This is a genomic window from Stenotrophomonas sp. ZAC14A_NAIMI4_1, assembly GCF_003086915.1.
GTDB lineage: Bacteria > Pseudomonadota > Gammaproteobacteria > Xanthomonadales > Xanthomonadaceae > Stenotrophomonas.
In genome coordinates, this window is record NZ_CP026002.1 from 1,470,529 (window position 1) to 1,487,145 (window position 16,617).

General features: G+C 68.4%; 21 protein-coding genes. 10 read left to right on the forward strand and 11 right to left on the reverse strand.

Features of this window, described 5'->3' with window-relative positions:
* Positions 1-67 precede the first annotated feature (67 nt).
* Positions 68-316, reverse strand: coding sequence for a DUF3297 family protein (locus C1926_RS06810; RefSeq protein ID WP_079220479.1), 249 nt, complete (start codon positions 314-316; stop codon positions 68-70).
* 89 nt (positions 317-405) lie between these two features.
* Here C1926_RS06810 and C1926_RS06815 point away from each other — a divergent pair, with 89 nt between their 5' ends.
* Complete coding sequence (locus C1926_RS06815; RefSeq protein ID WP_079220480.1) at positions 406-948, forward strand: hypothetical protein; 543 nt, start codon at positions 406-408, stop codon at positions 946-948.
* Positions 949-1,112: 164 nt separating this feature from the next.
* Here the strand turns inward: C1926_RS06815 and C1926_RS06820 are convergent, their stop codons facing one another.
* The 5 genes from C1926_RS06820 to msrB form a co-directional block, all read right to left on the reverse strand.
* On the reverse strand, positions 1,113-1,388 hold the full coding sequence (locus C1926_RS06820) for a DUF4031 domain-containing protein (protein ID WP_108758689.1): 276 nt from the start codon (positions 1,386-1,388) through the stop codon (positions 1,113-1,115).
* A gap of 13 nt (positions 1,389-1,401) precedes the next feature.
* Positions 1,402-1,908, reverse strand: a complete 507-nt coding sequence (locus C1926_RS06825; RefSeq protein WP_108758690.1) for a hypothetical protein — start codon at positions 1,906-1,908, stop codon at positions 1,402-1,404.
* 174 nt (positions 1,909-2,082) lie between these two features.
* On the reverse strand, positions 2,083-3,039 hold the full coding sequence (motB, locus tag C1926_RS06830; RefSeq protein ID WP_079220483.1) for a flagellar motor protein MotB: 957 nt from the start codon (positions 3,037-3,039) through the stop codon (positions 2,083-2,085).
* Positions 3,040-3,042: 3 nt separating this feature from the next.
* Positions 3,043-3,897: a flagellar motor stator protein MotA gene (gene motA / locus C1926_RS06835; protein ID WP_079220484.1), complete on the reverse strand. Its 855-nt coding sequence runs from the start codon at positions 3,895-3,897 to the stop codon at positions 3,043-3,045.
* A gap of 91 nt (positions 3,898-3,988) precedes the next feature.
* Complete coding sequence (msrB, locus tag C1926_RS06840; protein WP_108745894.1) at positions 3,989-4,456, reverse strand: peptide-methionine (R)-S-oxide reductase MsrB; 468 nt, start codon at positions 4,454-4,456, stop codon at positions 3,989-3,991.
* Positions 4,457-4,596: 140 nt separating this feature from the next.
* Here msrB and C1926_RS06845 point away from each other — a divergent pair, with 140 nt between their 5' ends.
* Both C1926_RS06845 and C1926_RS06850 read left to right on the forward strand, forming a co-directional pair.
* On the forward strand, positions 4,597-4,980 hold the full coding sequence (locus C1926_RS06845) for a classical arabinogalactan protein 4 (RefSeq protein WP_079220486.1): 384 nt from the start codon (positions 4,597-4,599) through the stop codon (positions 4,978-4,980).
* Positions 4,981-5,095: 115 nt separating this feature from the next.
* Positions 5,096-5,284: a lana protein gene (locus C1926_RS06850; RefSeq protein WP_079220487.1), complete on the forward strand. Its 189-nt coding sequence runs from the start codon at positions 5,096-5,098 to the stop codon at positions 5,282-5,284.
* A gap of 99 nt (positions 5,285-5,383) precedes the next feature.
* Here C1926_RS06850 and C1926_RS06855 read toward each other — a convergent pair whose 3' ends face one another.
* On the reverse strand, positions 5,384-5,863 hold the full coding sequence (locus C1926_RS06855) for a winged helix-turn-helix transcriptional regulator (RefSeq protein WP_108747755.1): 480 nt from the start codon (positions 5,861-5,863) through the stop codon (positions 5,384-5,386).
* A gap of 149 nt (positions 5,864-6,012) precedes the next feature.
* Between C1926_RS06855 and C1926_RS06860 the strand changes: the two genes are divergently transcribed.
* Both C1926_RS06860 and alr read left to right on the forward strand, forming a co-directional pair.
* Positions 6,013-7,317, forward strand: a complete 1,305-nt coding sequence (locus C1926_RS06860; protein WP_108758691.1) for a D-amino acid dehydrogenase — start codon at positions 6,013-6,015, stop codon at positions 7,315-7,317.
* Entirely contained in the window at positions 7,296-8,366 is a 1,071-nt protein-coding gene (gene alr / locus C1926_RS06865) for an alanine racemase (RefSeq protein ID WP_108745895.1), read from the forward strand. The genes C1926_RS06860 and alr overlap by 22 nt, the downstream gene beginning before the upstream one ends.
* A gap of 54 nt (positions 8,367-8,420) precedes the next feature.
* Here the strand turns inward: alr and C1926_RS06870 are convergent, their stop codons facing one another.
* Complete coding sequence (locus C1926_RS06870) at positions 8,421-8,987, reverse strand: DUF3016 domain-containing protein (RefSeq protein WP_079220490.1); 567 nt, start codon at positions 8,985-8,987, stop codon at positions 8,421-8,423.
* 244 nt (positions 8,988-9,231) lie between these two features.
* Between C1926_RS06870 and C1926_RS06875 the strand changes: the two genes are divergently transcribed.
* A complete protein-coding gene (locus C1926_RS06875; RefSeq protein ID WP_108758692.1) occupies positions 9,232-11,220 on the forward strand; it encodes an ATP-binding protein in 1,989 nt (662 codons plus the stop codon).
* 45 nt (positions 11,221-11,265) lie between these two features.
* The gene (locus C1926_RS06880) at positions 11,266-11,559 is read left to right on the forward strand and encodes a DUF3247 family protein (protein WP_108758693.1); all 294 of its coding nucleotides are present in this window, start codon (positions 11,266-11,268) and stop codon (positions 11,557-11,559) included.
* A gap of 116 nt (positions 11,560-11,675) precedes the next feature.
* Here the strand turns inward: C1926_RS06880 and C1926_RS06885 are convergent, their stop codons facing one another.
* Positions 11,676-11,939, reverse strand: a complete 264-nt coding sequence (locus C1926_RS06885; RefSeq protein WP_079220493.1) for a hypothetical protein — start codon at positions 11,937-11,939, stop codon at positions 11,676-11,678.
* 159 nt (positions 11,940-12,098) lie between these two features.
* On the opposite strand from C1926_RS06885, the gene C1926_RS06890 reads away from it, so the two are divergent.
* The 3 genes from C1926_RS06890 to C1926_RS06900 are packed head-to-tail and all read left to right on the forward strand — an operon-like array spanning position 12,099 to position 14,547.
* Positions 12,099-13,169 (forward strand): class I SAM-dependent methyltransferase, encoded by a 1,071-nt coding sequence (locus C1926_RS06890; protein WP_108758694.1) that lies wholly within the window; start codon positions 12,099-12,101, stop codon positions 13,167-13,169.
* Positions 13,166-13,867 carry a pseudouridine synthase gene (locus C1926_RS06895; protein ID WP_108758695.1) on the forward strand — a complete coding sequence of 234 codons (702 nt, stop codon included), beginning with the start codon at positions 13,166-13,168 and terminating at the stop codon, positions 13,865-13,867. Before C1926_RS06890 ends, C1926_RS06895 begins: the two co-directional genes overlap by 4 nt.
* Complete coding sequence (locus C1926_RS06900) at positions 13,864-14,547, forward strand: HAD family phosphatase (RefSeq protein WP_108758696.1); 684 nt, start codon at positions 13,864-13,866, stop codon at positions 14,545-14,547. Before C1926_RS06895 ends, C1926_RS06900 begins: the two co-directional genes overlap by 4 nt.
* 165 nt (positions 14,548-14,712) lie before the next feature.
* On the opposite strand, the gene fabB is transcribed toward C1926_RS06900, so the two are convergent.
* Together fabB and fabA are read right to left on the reverse strand one after the other, a co-directional pair.
* Positions 14,713-15,921 carry a beta-ketoacyl-ACP synthase I gene (fabB, locus tag C1926_RS06905; protein ID WP_079220497.1) on the reverse strand — a complete coding sequence of 403 codons (1,209 nt, stop codon included), beginning with the start codon at positions 15,919-15,921 and terminating at the stop codon, positions 14,713-14,715.
* Positions 15,921-16,436 carry a 3-hydroxyacyl-[acyl-carrier-protein] dehydratase FabA gene (gene fabA, locus C1926_RS06910; RefSeq protein WP_079220498.1) on the reverse strand — a complete coding sequence of 172 codons (516 nt, stop codon included), beginning with the start codon at positions 16,434-16,436 and terminating at the stop codon, positions 15,921-15,923. The genes fabB and fabA overlap by 1 nt, the downstream gene beginning before the upstream one ends.
* Positions 16,437-16,617: the final 181 nt, after the last annotated feature.

Here is a 16,617-nt window from a genome sequence, read left to right on the forward strand (position 1 = left end):
TCTCCGTTCCAGGCTCACGGCCCTGTGGAAAGAGCAGTCGAGCATGGCTCGACTCTACAAGATCCGGTTATTCCGGCTTCTGGTCCAGGAAATACGCCTCGACCTTGCCGTTGACCTTCATGGTCATCGGGTTGCCGCGGCGGTCGCGGGCCTTGCCGGCCTGCACGCGGATCCAGCCTTCGCTGATCGAGTATTCCTCGACGTTGTCGCGCTCGATGTCGTTGAAACGCACGCCCACGCCGCGCTCCAGGGCCTGGGCATCATGGAAGGGGCTGGCCGGGTTGATCGCCAGGTGGTCGGGAGGGGTATCGCTCATCGCTTCATTCACAGTGACGGCCAACAAGGCCGGCTTCAGCGGCACAGGATAAACCGTAGAATGCCGGCCTGCCCCAAGGAGTGCCCGCCATGCCTGACAACAGCGATTATTTCGACTTCGAAGAAGACGCCCACGATTTCGACGAAGACGACTTCGAGGCACGGGTCTGGAACCTGCTGGTTCTCATCAACCCGGGCGACGAGGAGCTGGCGCTGCAGCAGTTCAACCGCTGGCGCGAGCACCTGTCCGAGGATGGCCAGCCATTGGAAGCGGACAGCGACTGGGTGCCGGCGCTGTTCACGGCCATCGCCTGGCAGTCCGGTTTCGAGGTGGAGCGTGACGACCTGGAATCGCTGCAGTCGGCGGTGAACGAGCTGTCGGCGCGCTTCAACCTGCAGCTGGACTGGGGCGGTGACCTGGACGACGAGGATTTCGCCGCCGACCTGGACGGCGTGCAGCTGATGTCCACGGCCTTCGACCGCCTGCGCGAGCACAACTACACGTTGTGGAGCGTGGACGCGGGCAGCGACGGCTTCACCGGCTGGATGGCGTTGACCCGCGACGACGACGCGCTGCTGGCGCTGTGTTCGCTGCTGAACGTGGAAGTGCGGCTGGGCAGCGACCCGTTCTGAGCGGTAGCGCCGGCCGCTGGCCGGCGAGGGGTCAGATCCCTTTCCCACGGAAAGGGCTCTGACCCCGGTCCGACCATGTACCACCGGTAGCGCCGGGCCATGCCCGGCGGCTTCTCACCGCGCTGCGCGCTCGCCGGGCATGGCCCGGCGCTACCCGTACCCGTCTACGGCCGGTACTGCGCCCGTGCGTTGGCGATCACGGCCTTCACCAGGTCGCGGTCGGTATGCCGGGAAATGGCGCGGGCGCCGAGTGCGATCGCCTGCGCGCGCAGGTCTGCGTTGACATCGTAGTGAGCGCCGCTGGCCTTGTTCTGGAAGGCCCGTGGCGGAATGCCGAGCTGCGCCGCCATCGCGTGCAGCTCGGCCAGGGTGTCGGCCATCAGGTGCGCCCAGCGCTGTCCGCGCCAGGGATGCACCGCGTCATCGACGTAGACCGCCACCGCCGCGGCCGATTCAGGCCTGCGGCTTGCCGTCGGTGTCGGCGGCGTCGGCCGGAGCGGCCTCGGCGTCGGCGTCGGCAGCGGCTTCAACCACGTCGCCTTCAGCGGCTTCAGCGGCGTCTTCGCCTTCCTCGGCTTCCACGGTCTCGAACTCGGACACCAGCTTGTCCAGGTACTCGTCAGCGGTCTGGCCGGCTTCGGCCGCCAGGGTGTCCAGCAGCTTCTGCATCAGCTCGGAATACTCGAGGTTGACCTTGCGGCCTTCCTTTTCCTGCACGTTGGACAGGTGCTTGAGCATGGCCAGCATCGGCACCGGGTTGTCAGCGTTGCCCATGGTCTGGCCGCCGATGGCCAGCAGCCACTCGCGGCCCTGCAGGCCGATGGCAGCCACGGCCTGGCCGTCTTCGTTGGTCAGCACGGCGTGGTTCTGCACCTGCTGCTGGGCATTCAGGCGCAGGAACGGACGCTTGGCCTGCTGCTTCTTGCGCTTGTCGCGCTTGGCCTTGGAGTTCTGGGACATGGGGTGGGGTCACCTGGAAAGGGAAAGACCGCCATTGTACTGGGTGCCGCGCTGCGCGCTCGCCGGGCATGGCCCGGCGCTACCAGGGTGCCGCGCTGCGCGCTCGCCGGGCATGGCCCGGCGCTAGCGGATCGCAGCGCCCCGGGGTAGCGCCGGGCCGTGCCCGGCGTAGCGTCAGGGCGCTACCGCCGGTGTGGCGGCTTCACCCTGCGCGGCCTGCACATCGGGGTCGGCCACGGCTGCCGACAGCCCCACCTGCGGGCCGGCGCCGGCCAGGGCGGCCTCTTCGGCGGCCTTGGTCATCACCACGATGCTGATGCGGCGGTTGATCGGGTTCTGCGGGTCGGTTTTGTCGAACAGCACCGAGGAGGACAGGCCGACCACGCGGGTGATCTTGCTGTCCTCCATGCCACCGTCCACCAGCGCACGGCGTGCGGCATTGGCGCGGTCGGCGCTCAGTTCCCAGTTGCCATAGCCGCGCGCGGCCGAATACGCGGTGATATCGGTATGGCCGGTGAGGCTGATCCGGTTCGGCACGTGGTTCAGGTACTCGGACAGCTCGTGCAGGATCTGCTGGGTATACGGCTTCAGCGTGGCGCTGCCGAGGTCGAACATCGGCCGGTTCTGCTTGTCCACGATCTGGATGCGCAGGCCTTCCGGGGTCAGGTCCAGCAGCAGCTGGTCCTTGAACGGCTCCAGCGCCTGGCTGCGGCTGATCGCCTCCTGCAGTTCCTTCATCAGCGCTTCCAGCTGCTGCTTGTCGCGCTGCTGCTGGTCCACCGGCTGCGGCACGGCTTCCTTCTGGTTCTGGAAGGGGTCGTTGCTGTTGCCGCGGGACACATCGGTGGCGCCACCCAGCTTGATCATCGAGGTGCTGGCGCCACCGGGCCCGGCCATGCCCGGTGCGGGCGTGGGGCTCTGCCCGGCCAGCGGGCTGGGGTTGCGGAAGTACTCGGAGATCGCCGCGCGCTCGGGCTTGCTGGTGCTGGCCATCAGCCACAGCACCAGGAAGAAGGCCATCATCGCGGTCACGAAGTCGGCGTAGGCCACTTTCCACGAACCGCCGTGATGGGCGGCATGGCCGCCCTTCTTGACCCGGCGGACGATGACGGTGGGCTTGTTCTCGGCCATGGCTTACTTGACCGTCTTCAGGTGCTGCTCGAAATCGGAGAACGCCGGGCGCACGTTCGACGGCAGGGTCTTGCGGGCGAATTCCAGCGCGATCTTCGGGTTGTAGCCGCGCAGGCAGGCCAGCAGGGCGGTCTTCACCGATTCGTAGATGCGGCTGTCCTGCTCGGCGCGGGCTTCCATCGCCGAGGCCATCGGGCCGACGAAGCCGTAGCCCATCAGGATGCCGAGGAAGGTGCCCACCAGCGCGCCGGCCACATGGCCGCCAACCTCGACGATGTCGCCGCCGATCGAGCCCATGGTAATGACGATGCCCAGCACGGCCGCCACGATGCCGAAACCGGGCAGGCCGTCGGCCACCTTGTTCATCACCTGCGAGGGGGCCATCGCCTCGGCGTGGTGCTTTTCCAGCTCCAGCTCCAGCAGCGGTTCCAGCTCGTGCGGCTCGATGTTGCTGCCGATCATCAGGCGCAGGCAATCGGTGATGAAGTCGATCAGGTGGTGGTCGGCCTGCACCTTGGGGTAGTTGGCGAACAGCGCGCTTTCGGCCGGGCGCTCGACGTGGTCTTCCAGCGCCATGAAGCCTTCGCGGCGGGCCTTGTTGAGCAGTTCGTACAGCAGGCTGAGGACGTCGATGTAGTCCTGCTGCTTGTAGCGTGGGCCCTTGAACACGCCCACCATGGCCTGCAGGGTCTGCTTGACCGTCTTGGCCGGGGTGCCGACCAGGAAGGCGCCGAGTGCGGCGCCGCCGATGATGACCAGTTCGTAAGGCTGCCAGAGGGCACCCAGGCGGCCGTGGGCGCCCAGGTAGCCGCCGAGGACGCTGATGATGACGACCAGGAATCCAACGATGATGAGCATGGCGCGACGCAAGGAGAGGGGATATCTCCTTGTCGGCCTGACACCGGTGTTTCTGAAGAGGGAATTCTGTGAAGTCGGTCAGCGGGGGTGATCAGCCCGCCGTGCCGGCCTCGGCGCCTTCACGCTGCAGGGGATTGGGCCACGGCTCGCCGTTGCCGGCAAAGGAAAGTGAGACGGAGTTCAGGCAGTGGCGCTCGAAGGTGGGCGGCGGGCCGTCCGGGAACACGTGGCCCAGGTGGCTGCCGCAGCGGGCGCAGGTGATCTCGGTGCGGACCATGCCGTGGCTGGTATCGCGGATCTCGGTGACGTGCGCCGGGTCGTAGGGCGCGAAGAAGCTGGGCCAGCCGGTGCCCGAATCGAACTTGGTGCTGGAGCGGAACAACGGCAGCCCGCACATGCGGCAGCAGTAGACGCCCTCGCGCTTGTTGTCCAGGAACACGCCGCAGAACGGGGCTTCGGTACCGTGCTGCAGCAGCACGCGGCGCTCTTCGGTACTCAGGCCGGCCACCAGGGCGTCGGCCTGGGGGGCGGTGGGGGGCGTCAGGTCGAAAGCGCTCATGCCGGCTCTCCGTGGGGTCAGTGGCCTGGGGATGCCGGCAAACGTGGGGGTGCGGGCCCGCCGTTGCAAGTGTGATGGCCATTCATGGCCGGCACACGGCCCCCGGCGCATGGTGGACGTCTCACACGATGGAGCGTGCCATGAAACCGCGTCTCGTCCTTCTGTTGTCCGTCCTGCTGCCCCTGGCCGCGCAGGCGCAGGTGCCGACGTCCTCCAGCCCGACCGCTACGCGCAGCGCGAACAGCGTGAACCCGCCCCCGGTCGCGCCGCAGTCGCCGCCGCCACCGGCCAACCCGGCGCTGCCGGTGCAGGTGCCGCGCCAGCAGGCACAGCCGATCCGTTCAACCGGCCCGGCACAGGTGACACCGGCACCGGCCACGCGGGCGCCGGACAAGGTGTATGACCGCAACGGCCGCATCGTGCCCGGGGTGAAGCCGGCCGGCCCCAACCGCGTGTTCGATTCGCGCACCGGCCGTTACTACGACAGCGTACCGGCCGCTGACGGGCAGCAGATCAAACCGTAAGGCGCGCGCGCCCGGGCCTGAACCCACGAAAACGACGCCTTGCCGATCACTGTTTTTTCGCCTGCGATTAACCGCTCCGGGACCACCGTGGGCCTGCACCGGCAACCGCCGTTGCATGTCCTTCGTCCATTGGATCGCGATCATGAAAAACCAGCAGAACCGTCATCCCGGCAAGGAGCAGCAGAGCCAGAGCCGCAGCCCGCAGCAGCAACAGCAGCAGATGGATGCGCAGCAGCCGCAGAAGGGCGGCAAGCAGCAGGAGCAGCGCCAGCAGGGGTCGCAGAAGCACCCGCAGCAGCGTTGACCGACGCGTGGGTCAGAGCCCGCTGCGCGGGATCTGACCCCGACGCCCAAGGGGTCGGATCCCGCGCAGCGGGCTCTGACCCCATCCGGGCGCAGCCGCTCAGTCCGCGATCGGCAGGGCCCAGGTTTCCTTCACTTCTTCCATCACGATGTAGCTCTTCGATTCGCGCACATGCGGCAGGGTCAGCAGGGTGCTGCCCAGCAGCTTGCGGTAGCTGGCCATCTCGCTGATGCGCGCCTTCAGCAGGTAATCGAAATCGCCCGAGACCAGGTGGCACTCCAGCACGTTGGGCAGCTTCAGCGCCGCGCGGCGGAATTCTTCGAAGATGTCGCCGGACTTGTAGGCCAGGCTGATCTCCACAAACACCAGCAGGCTGGCCTTCAGCGCGGCCGGGTCCAGGTGCGCGTGGTAGCCGGTGATGATTCCTTCGCGTTCCAGCCGGCGCACGCGTTCGGTGCAGGGGGTGGTCGACAGGCCGACCCGTTCACCCAGTTCGGTGAAGGAAATGCGGCCCTCGGCCTGCAGGATGCGCAGGATCTTGCGGTCGATCTTGTCCAGCTCGCGGGGGCGTGTGGCCATGGCCGTCAACCTCTGGGGGTGAATCACAGGAAAACATCCTGCCTGTGAACCTGAAATCAGGCAAATCGTCTGGGAACGGGAGAATATACTTCCCCGATTATGCTCCCGGCGTGCTCAAACGCAGGGAATCATCGGGTTGGAGAGTTTCCATGCGAGTCCTCGTTCTCGGCAGCGGCGTGATCGGCACCACCAGTGCCTGGTACCTGCGGCAGGCCGGCTTTGAAGTCACGGTCATCGACCGCCAGCCCGGCCCCGCGCTGGAAACCAGCTTTGCCAATGCCGGCCAGCTGTCGTTCGGCTACACCTCGCCGTGGGCGGCCCCGGGCGTGCCGAAAAAGGCGATCGGCTGGCTGTTCGAGAAGCATGCGCCGCTGGCCATCAAGCCGGGCATGGACCTGGCCCAGTACCGCTGGCTGTGGCAGATGCTGCGCAACTGCACCCACGAGCGCTACGCCATCAACAAGGCGCGCATGGTGCGCATGTCCGAATACAGCCGCGACTGCCTGAACGAGCTGCGCGCGCAGATCGGCATCGAATTCGAAGGCCGCGACCTGGGCACCACCCAGCTGTTCCGCACCCAGCAGCAGCTGGACGCCTCGGCGCAGGACATCGAGATCCTGGCCCAGTACGGCGTGCCCTACGAAGTGCTGGACCGCGCCGGCATCATCCAGGCCGAACCGGCCCTGGCCCACGTCGATGGCCTGGTGGGTGCGCTGCGCCTGCCGCGTGACCAGACCGGCGATTGCCAGCTGTTCACCTGCCGCCTGGCGCAGATGGCGGCCGACGCAGGCGTTGAATTCCGCTACGACCAGGACATCAGTGGCCTGGAGTTCGATGGCGACCGCATCACCGGCGTGCGCATCGGCGGCCGGCTGGAAACCGCCGACCGCTTCGTCGTCGCGCTGGGCAGCTATTCGCCGCAGATGGTGGCGCCGCTGGGCATGCGCCTGCCGGTGTACCCGCTGAAGGGCTATTCGCTGACCCTGCCGATCACCGACCCGGCGATGGCACCGACCTCGACCATCCTGGACGAGAGCTACAAGGTGGCCGTCACCCGCTTCGACAACCGCATCCGCGTCGGCGGCATGGCCGAAGTGGCCGGTTTCGACCTGTCACTGTCGCAGCGCCGCCGCGAAACCCTGGAGCTGGTGGTGCGCGACCTGTACCCGAAGGGCGGCGACCTGGCCAAGGCCGACTTCTGGACCGGCCTGCGCCCGGCCACCCCGGACGGCACGCCGGTCATCGGCGCCACCCCGTTCCGCAACCTGTACCTCAACACCGGCCACGGCACCCTGGGCTGGACCATGGCCTGCGGCTCGGGCCGCTACCTGGCCGACCTGATGAGCGCGCGCCAGCCGCAGATCAGCACCGAGGGCCTGGATATCTTCCGCTACGGCCAGTACGGCCACGCCCCGCAGCAGGAGAGCCGCGCATGCGTCCTGCCCGCGCGCTGATCGACCTGGGCGCGCTGCGCAGCAACTACCGGCTGGCCCGCGAGCTGGGCGGCGGCAAGGCGCTGGCGGTGGTCAAGGCCGATGCCTACGGCCATGGCGCCGTGCGCTGTGCACAGGCGCTGGAAGGCGAGGCCGATGGTTTTGCCGTGGCCACGATCGAGGAAGCGCTGGAACTGCGCCAGGCCGGCATCCGTGCGCCGATCCTGCTGCTGGAAGGCATCTTCGAGGCCAGCGAACTGCCGCTGGTGGCCGAGCACGACCTGTGGTTCTCGGTGGGCTCGGCGTGGCAGCTGGAGGCGCTGGCCGCCTTCGACAGCCCGCGCCCGCTGACGGTGTGGCTGAAGCTGGACAGCGGCATGCACCGGCTGGGGCTGGACGTGGCGGGCTTCCGCGCCGCGCACGCACGGCTGTCGGCGCTGCCGCAGGTCGAGCGCATCGTGATGATGACCCACCTGGCGCGCGCCGATGAGCTGGACAGCGAGCGCACCCACGAACAGGCCGCGACCTTCAAGGCGGCCATCGAAGGCCTGCAGGGCGAGACCAGCGTATGCAACTCGCCGGCGCTGCTGGGCTGGCCGGACGTGCGCAGCGACTGGGTGCGGCCGGGCCTGATGCTGTACGGGGCCAACCCGTTGCCGGACGACACCGCGCTGACCGAGCGCCTGCGCCCGGTGATGACCATGCAGTCGAAAGTGATTGCCGAGCGCTGGATCGACGCCGGCGAGCCGGTGGGGTACGGCGCACGCTTCGTGGCCAAGGCGCGTACCCGTGTGGGCGTGGTCGCGCTGGGCTATGCCGACGGCTACCCGCAGTTCGCGCCGAACGGTACCCCGGTGCTGATCGACGGCCAGCCCGGCGGGCTGATCGGCCGCGTCTCGATGGACATGCTGACCGTGGACCTGACCGCGCATGCGCAGGCCGGTATCGGCAGTGTGGTGGAGCTGTGGGGCACGGCGCCGACCCTGGCCGAACTCGCCCCGCGTTGCGGCGTCAGCGCTTACCAGCTGCCGTGCGCGGTCAAGCGCGTGGCGCGGGTCTACCAGGGGTGAGGTGATGCCGGCCAGCGGCCGGCACTACCGGAATGCATGCCCGGCGGCCATTGATCAACGCGCGGCGGTCGCCTGCGTGGCCAGCTGGCGCTTCACCCAGTCATCGATCAGGCGCTTCTCGAAACGCAGCGGATCGTTGTCGCTGCGCACCCCGATGTTGTGCAGGTAGCCGCTGTCGCTCAGCTTGGCTTCGCCTTCATTGATGATGCCGCCGCTGGCGTCCTTCAGCGTGTACCGCAGGGTGATGCGCGGCGGGTAGATGTCGCGCATGATCCGGATGTCGTCGCCACGCGGGCCGTGCCACGGCTCGTAATCGCCGGCGCGCTTGATGTCCACCAGGGTCACATCGAGGGTCTGCCCGGGCTGCAGCGGCTTGGCCGCTGCGGTCTGCAGGTAGCGGGCCAGCTGCTGCACCCAGTCACCCCGCTGCGCCTCGAAGCGGTTGGTGCTCTGGCGGATCTCGGTGAAGGTGGCCGGATCGTCCCACTTCACGCTGACCGGGCCATTGGCCTGCAGGGCCCGCGGTGCCTGCGGATCGGTGACAGTGCGCGGCGCAGCGGTGGCGCTGCCCACGGCCAGGGCGCCGGCCATCAGCAGGGCGGCGCAGAGCGAACGGTTCATGACGGTCTCCTGCGTCCCGTGATCGGGACGGTCTGGGGCTACAGGCCGAGTGTGATCCTGCGCATGGCCGCCAGCAATGGCCGATTGCGTCAAATGCGTCACCAGTTGTCGCCAATTCATGGTCGTCAAGCGTGACTGACGGCGCTTGACGCTGTGAATACGCGTTCTGGAACATGCTGTACCTCCACCCGGTCTGCCTCCCACGCCCTTGTCTACCCAGCCGCCCATCGCGGAGCGCCCGCCCTTGACGGCGAAGGCGCCCGGACCCGACCTGCATCATCGCGTGCTCGAGCACATCAATGCCGGCTTCTGCGTGATCCAGGTGCTGTTCGAAGGCGACCTGGCGGTGGACTACCGCTTCCTGGAGGTCAACGAGGCCTTCGAGCGCCATACCGGCCTGAAGGGCGCGCAGGGCAAGCGCATGAGCACGCTGGAACCGCAGCACGAGAGCGACTGGTTCCGCATCTATGGCGAAGTCGCGCGCACCGGGCAGCCGGCGCAGTTCGAGATGGACGCGCGCGCGCTGGGCCGGTCGTTCGCCGTGGACGCGGTGCGCGTGGGCGAGCCGGGCGAGGACAAGGTCGGCATCCTGTTCTTCGACGTGACCGCGCGCAAGCAGATCGAAGTGGAGCTGGGCGAGAGCGAGGCGCGCTTCAGTGCGCTGGCCGATGGCCTGCCGATGCCGGTCTGGGTGCTGGACGAGCGCGGCCATGCCCGTTTCGTCAACAGTGCCTTCAGTGAATTCTTCGGTGGCGACGAAACCCGCGTGCCGGAAGATGTCTGGCGCGGCCTGGTGCATCCGGACGACGCCTCGGTGTTCGAGTACGAGCTGCAGGAAGCGCTGAAGGCACAGCGCTCGATGCATGCGCTGGTGCGCGCGCGGCGTGCCGATGGCCAGTGGCGCTGGCTGGAGATGAACGCGCGGCCGCGCTTCTCGCGCATGGGCCGCTTCATCGGCCTGGCCGGCAGCAGCCCCGACGTGACCGAGCGCCGCGAGATCGAGCTGGCACGCGAGGAGCTGCTGCAGTCCGAGCGTGCCGCGCGCAGTGCCGCGGAAAACATGGCGCGGCTGAAGGACGAATTCCTGGCCACGCTGTCGCACGAGCTGCGCACGCCGCTGACCACCATCCTTGGCTGGAGCGAACTGCTGCTGCAGCGCGTGGACAACACCAGCCCGCTGTTCAAGGGCCTGAACGTGATCGCCAGCAGTGCCACGGCACAGAAGCGCCTGATCTCGGACATGCTGGACCTGAGCAGCATGCTGCTGGGCAAGGTGCAGCTGGAAGTGGAAGTGCTGGACCTGCGCCTGCAGCTGGGCGAGGCGCTCGGCGCACAGGAACCGGTGGCCGAGGGCAAGGCGCTGGACGTCACCCTGCAGCTGCCCGAACAGCCCTGCCTGGTGCTGGGCGATGCCACGCGCCTGCAGCAGGTGCTCTGGAACCTGCTGTCCAACGCCATCAAGTTCACCCCCGCTGAAGGCCGCATCGAGGCGCAGCTGCGCGCCGATGGCGGCTACTGGACGATCACCCTGCGCGATACCGGCGACGGCATCGCGCCTGAATTCCTGCATCACCTGTTCAGCCGCTTCCGCCAGGCCGATGGCACCACCACCCGCCGCCATGGCGGCCTGGGCCTGGGCTTGGCCATCGTGCAGCAGCTGGTTGAACTGCATGGCGGCACGGTCAGCGCGGCCAGCGAGGGCCATGGCCACGGCTCCACGTTCACCGTGCGCCTGCCGCAGTACATCCCCGATGCCGACCGCCGGCCGCTGCGCGAAGTGTTCAGCGGGCCGATCCTGGAACCGATGGTGGTCGAGCCGTATCCGCTGCGTGGCCTGCATGTGCTGGCCGTGGAAGACCAGCCCGAAGTGCTGGAGTACCTGCGGCGCATGCTGGAGGAGCAGGGCGCCAGTGTCTCGGCGGTCAGTTCGGCCGGTGAAGCGCTGGCGCTGCTGGCCGACAGCGGCCACCTGCAGTACCACGTGATGCTCACCGACATCGGCATGCCGGGCATGGACGGCTATGGCCTGGTGCGGACGCTGCGCGAGGACATGGGCGTGGAGGCGGCGGAGCTGCCGGCCGTCGCGGTGACCGCGCTGGCACGCGCCGATGACCGCCGCCGCGCGCTGGCGTCCGGCTTCCAGGAGCACGTGGCCAAGCCGTATTCAGTAGCGCAGCTGGTCTCGGCGGTGCGCAGCGTGCAGCCCCTGCGCGCGGGCAGCGCATTGCACTGAGCATTCACGGCGGATCCGCGAACCTGCCTGCAAGGAGGTTCACCGATGTCCCGTATTGCTCCCCGCATCCATACCGACCCGGCGCAGATCGCGCGCCTGGAAGCCCTGTTGCCGCAGCTTGATGGCGAATGGCAGGTGCAGGTGACCCTGCACGATGGCCGCCGCCTGCTGGGCACCGTCGCCGTGCGCCCGACGCTGCAGCAGTACCGCAACGAGGCGGGCGATGAAGGCAGCAACGGCCAGTTGCGCCTGGACGACTACGACAGCCCGGTGCAGCAGCACCATGTCTGGCTGGACGAGATCGCCAGCGTCAGCCGCCTGCCGCCCAAGGCGCCCTGATCCGATGTAGAGCCGAGCCTGCGCTCGGCTGTCTGCCGTGCGGCTACGCCGCCGCCCGAGCATGGGCTCGGGCGCTACTGTAGAGCCGAGCCCATGCTCGTCTGATCACCGGGCGATCAATGCTCGAACACGGTCGGCGTCGCTTCGAACCGGCGCGCATACGCACGCTCGTCGGCCACGCGGGCCACCTCCTCGTCGGCCAGGTCCGGTGCGCCGTACACCGCGTAGGCCACGCTGCCATCGGCGCCATGGCCGACCTGGTGCAGGCGGTAGCGCGAATGCCCACCGCCGGTGTCCTCGGGGTAATGCACGGGCGGATGGCTGCCTTCCAGGTCCATTTCACTGTTGTCGACCACTCCACCGACGAACAAGGCGCGCATGCAGGTTCTCCTGGGGTTGCTGGGGGTGAGTCCCTACCCTGAACGCTTCGATGTTGTCGGCACATCAACAGCCCGTTGAAGTTTCGCAAAGCGGCCCACCGGGGCGGGCACGGCCAAGCCGGTACAATGGACGGCCCTACGCTTGAAGTACCCGCGCCGATGGCCTCCAGCAACGACGCCCCCCTGCAGACCCTGCTCCTGCCGTTCAGCAACGGCACCCTGCACTGGCCCGACGGCCCGGTGGCCTTCCTCCGTGCCCGTGATGGCTGGCCGCTGCGCGAGATCGCCGGCAACCGCGAAGTGCATTGCGAGCAGAGCTTCGCCCCGTTTGCCGAGCCGCTGCAGCAGGCCGCCGGCTGGACCGTCAGCGGCCAGATCGACGATGCCGCTGGCAAGGGCCGCTACCCGCTGGTGCTGGTGCTGCCGCCGCGCCAGCGTGAAGAGGCCCGCGCGCTGTTCGCCCGCGCCCTGGCCCTGGTGGCCGAGGGCGGCCGCATCGTCGCCTGCCAGTCCAACAACGAGGGCGCCCGCTCCGGCGAAGGCGACCTCAAGCAGTTGACCGGCCTGGGCGGCTGCCTGACCAAGAACCACTGCCGCGTGTACTGGACCGCCCCGCTGCAGGGTCAGCACGATGCCGACCTGGCCAAGCGCTGGAGCGCGCTGGACGCGGTGCGTCCGATCGTCGGCGGCCGCTTCCTCAGCCGCCCGGGCGTGTTTGCCTGGGACCGCATCGACCCGGCCTCCGCGCTGCTGGCCGAACACCTGCCGGCCGACCTGGCCGGCCGCGCCGCCGATCTCGGTGCGGGCTATGGCTACCTGTCGCGCGAGCTGCTGGAACGCTGCCCGAAGATCACCGCGCTGGACCTGTATGAAGCCGAGCAGCGTGCGCTGGCCCTGGCCGAACTGAACCTGGCACCGCCGCCGCGCGCGCTGCCGCTGCGCTTCCTGTGGCGCGACGTCACCGCCGGCATCGAGCCGGGCTACGACGTCATCATCAGCAACCCGCCGTTCCACACGCCCTCGCGCGCCGACCGCCCCGACATCGGCCAGCGCTTCATCGCCGTGGCCGCGCAGGCGCTGCGCCCGGGTGGCCGCCTGTACGTGGTGGCCAACCGCCACCTGCCTTACGAGTACACGCTCAACGAGAGCTTCGGCGCGGTGCGCGTGGTGGCCGAGCGCGATGGCTTCAAGCTGGTGGAAGCGGTGAAGGCGAAGGGGAAGGGCAAGTGAAGCTGGTCAAGCTGATCGCCAACCTCGGCTATGGCAGCCGCAAGCAGGTGCAGTGGATGTTCCGCGAGGGCCGCGTCACCGATGCCGATGGCGAAGTGCTGTACGCCGATGACCAGGTGCCGCACGAGGCGATCCGGGTCGACGGCGAGCCGCTGGACCCGCCGGTGGGCCTGTCGCTGGCGCTGTACAAGCCGGCCGGCTACACCTGCTCGACCAAGGACACCGGCCGCCTGATCTACGACCTGCTGCCGCCGCGCTTCCGCGACCGCGACCCGGTGCTGTCCACGGTCGGCCGCCTGGACCGCGAGACCAGTGGCCTGCTGCTGCTGACCGACGATGGTGGCCTGCTGCACCGGATCATCTCGCCCAAGTCGAAGCTGCCCAAGGTCTACGAAGTGGAACTGGCCGAAGACCTGCGTGGCGACGAAGTGGCGCAGTTCGCCAGCGGCACGCTGATGCTGGAAGCGGAGAAGACGCCCCTGCTGCCGGCTGAACTCGAGGTGCTGGGCCCGCGCAAGGCGCGCCTGGTGCTGCACGAAGGCCGCTACCATCAGGTACGCCGCATGTTCGCCGCCGTCGGCAACCACGTGCAGGCCCTGCACCGCAGCCGCGTCGGCGGCCTGGACCTGCAGGGGCTGGACGAAGGCCAATGGCGCATGTTGAACCCCACCGACCTGGACACCCTGTTCGCTCCATGACTTCACTCGCTGCGCTGCCGTTCCTTCCGGATGCCGTCATCTTCGACATGGACGGCCTGATGATCGACAGCGAGCGGGTGTCGATCGCCTGCTGGAGCCAGGCGGCCGCCGAATCCGGGCTGCCCCTGGATGAAACGTTCTTCGTGCGCATGGTTGGCCTGGGTGACCGTGACAGCCAGGCGCTGCTGCGCGGGCAGGGGGTGTCGGACGCGGTGATCGCGGCGATGGCCGCGCGCTGCCACGACCTGTACGAAGCGCGCACGCAGACCGGCCTGCCGCTGCGGCCGGGCATCGTGGAGCTGCTGGAACTGCTGAAGACGCACGGCATCCCGCGCGCGGTGGCGACCACCACGCGGCAGCCGCGTGCCAACCGCAAGCTGGCCGCCGCCGGCCTGCTGCCGTATTTCGATGCGGTCATCACCAGTGGCGACGTCGCCCACCCGAAGCCGGCGCCGGACATCTACCTGCTGGCCGCGCAGCGGCTGGGCAAGACACCGGAACGTTGCCTGGCGCTGGAGGATTCACCGGCCGGCACGCGCGCCGCCGTTGCGGCGGGCATGACCGTGATCCAGGTGCCGGACCTGGTGCATCCGGATGAAGAACTGCGTGCGCTGGGCCACCGCATCGTCGGCTCGCTGGTGGATGCCCACGCCCTGCTGGTGCCGCTGCTGCCAACCTGACGGTGGGACCACCGCTCCGGTGGGTGCCGACCGCCGCTCTGGTGGGTGCCGACCACCCCTCTGGTGGGTGCCGACCGTTGGTCGGCACGCTTCACCGCTTCCGCCGGGCATGGCCCGGCGCTACCGTTCTGGTGGGTGCCGACCGTTGGTCGGCACGCCTTTCAATCACACCCGGCCGAACACCAGCGCCGCGTTGGTGCCACCAAAGCCGAAGCTGTTGGACATCACCGTATCCAGCTTCTGCTCGCGGCTTTCGCGCAGGATCGGGAAACCTTCCACCGCCGGGTCGAGCTCGGTGATGTTGGCCGAACCGGCCACGAAACCATCGCGCATCATCAGCAGGCAGTAGATCGCCTCGTGCACGCTGGCGGCACCCAGCGAGTGGCCCGACAGCGCCTTGGTCGACGACAGCGGCGGCACGGCATCGCCGAACACTTCGCGGATCGCCCCCAGCTCGGTCACGTCGCCCAGCGGCGTCGAGGTGCCGTGGGTGTTGAGATAATCCAGCGGGCGGTCGACGTTCTGCAGCGCCATCTTCATGCAGCGCACGGCACCTTCGCCGGACGGCGCGACCATGTCGGCACCGTCGGAGGTCACGCCATAGCCGATCAGCTCGGCATGGATGCGCGCACCGCGGGCAACGGCGTGGTCGTAGTCCTCCAGCACCAGCATGCCGCCGCCACCGGCGATGACGAAGCCGTCGCGGTCCTTGTCGTACGGGCGCGATGCGCTGGCCGGGGTGTCGTTGAAGCTGGTCGACAGTGCGCCCATCGCATCGAACATCACGCTCATCGACCAGTGCAGGTCTTCGCCACCACCGGCGAACATGATGTCCTGCGCGCCGTGGCGGATCATGTCCGCGGCCGCGCCGATGCAGTGCGCCGACGTCGCGCAGGCAGCCGACAGCGAGTAGCTGACGCCCTTGATCTGGAAAGCGGTGGCCAGGCAGGCCGACACGGTGGAGCACATCGTGCGCGGCACCATGTACGGGCCGACCTTGCGCACGCCACGGGCGCGCAGCAGGTCCACGGCACCCACCTGCCATTCGCTGGAACCACCGCCGGAACCGGCGATCAGGCCGGTACGCAGCGCGCTCACCTGTTCCGGCGACAGGCCGGCATCGGCGATCGCATCGCGCATGGCGATGTAGGCGAAGGCCGCCGCATCGCTCATGAAGCGCTTCTGCTTGCGGTCGATCTGCGCATCCAGGTCCAGGTCGACGCGGCCACCGATCTGGCTGCGCAGGCCGGCTTCGGCGTGGTCGGGCAGCGCGGTGATGCCGGCGCGGCCTTCCCGCAGCGCCGAGGAAACGGTATCCAGATCATTGCCCAGGCACGAGGTGATGCCCATGCCGGTGATGACGACGCGACGCATCAGAAGCTCCCGGTTTCAGTGAACAGGCCCACGCGCAGGTCGCGGGCGTTGTAGATCTCGCGGTCGTCCACGTACATGCGGGCATCGGCCTGGGCCATCACCAGCTTGCGGTTGATGACGCGGGTGATGTCGATCTCGTAGCGCACCAGCTTGGCTTCCGGCAGCACCTGGCCGGTGAACTTCACCTCGCCGCAGCCCAGGGCGCGGCCCTTGCCGGGTGCACCCAGCCAGGTCAGGTAGAAACCGGTCAGCTGCCACATGGCATCCAGGCCCAGGCAGCCAGGCATCACCGGGTCACCGATGAAGTGGCAGCCGAAGAACCACAGGTCCGGGCGGATATCCAGTTCGGCACGTACCATGCCCTTGCCATGCGGTCCGCCGTCCTCGCGGATTTCGGTGATGCGGTCGAACATCAGCATCGGGTCGTTGGGCAGACGGCCGGCGGCGGCGCCGAACAGTTCACCGCGGGCGCTGGCCAGCAGCTGGTCACGGTTGAACGCGTGGAGACGAGTCATGGAAAGCGCATTCCTGGAAGCGAAAACAAGGCAACAAGTCCCCGAGGATGCACGACGGTTGCAACGGGAATCAAACCGCCGCACCGTACGCGTGCGTAGTGTTTTCCCCGGGAATCACGCATCCCGTTGATGCACAACGACCATACTTGGCCGTCTGGAGCGGTACGGTGCGGGTATGATG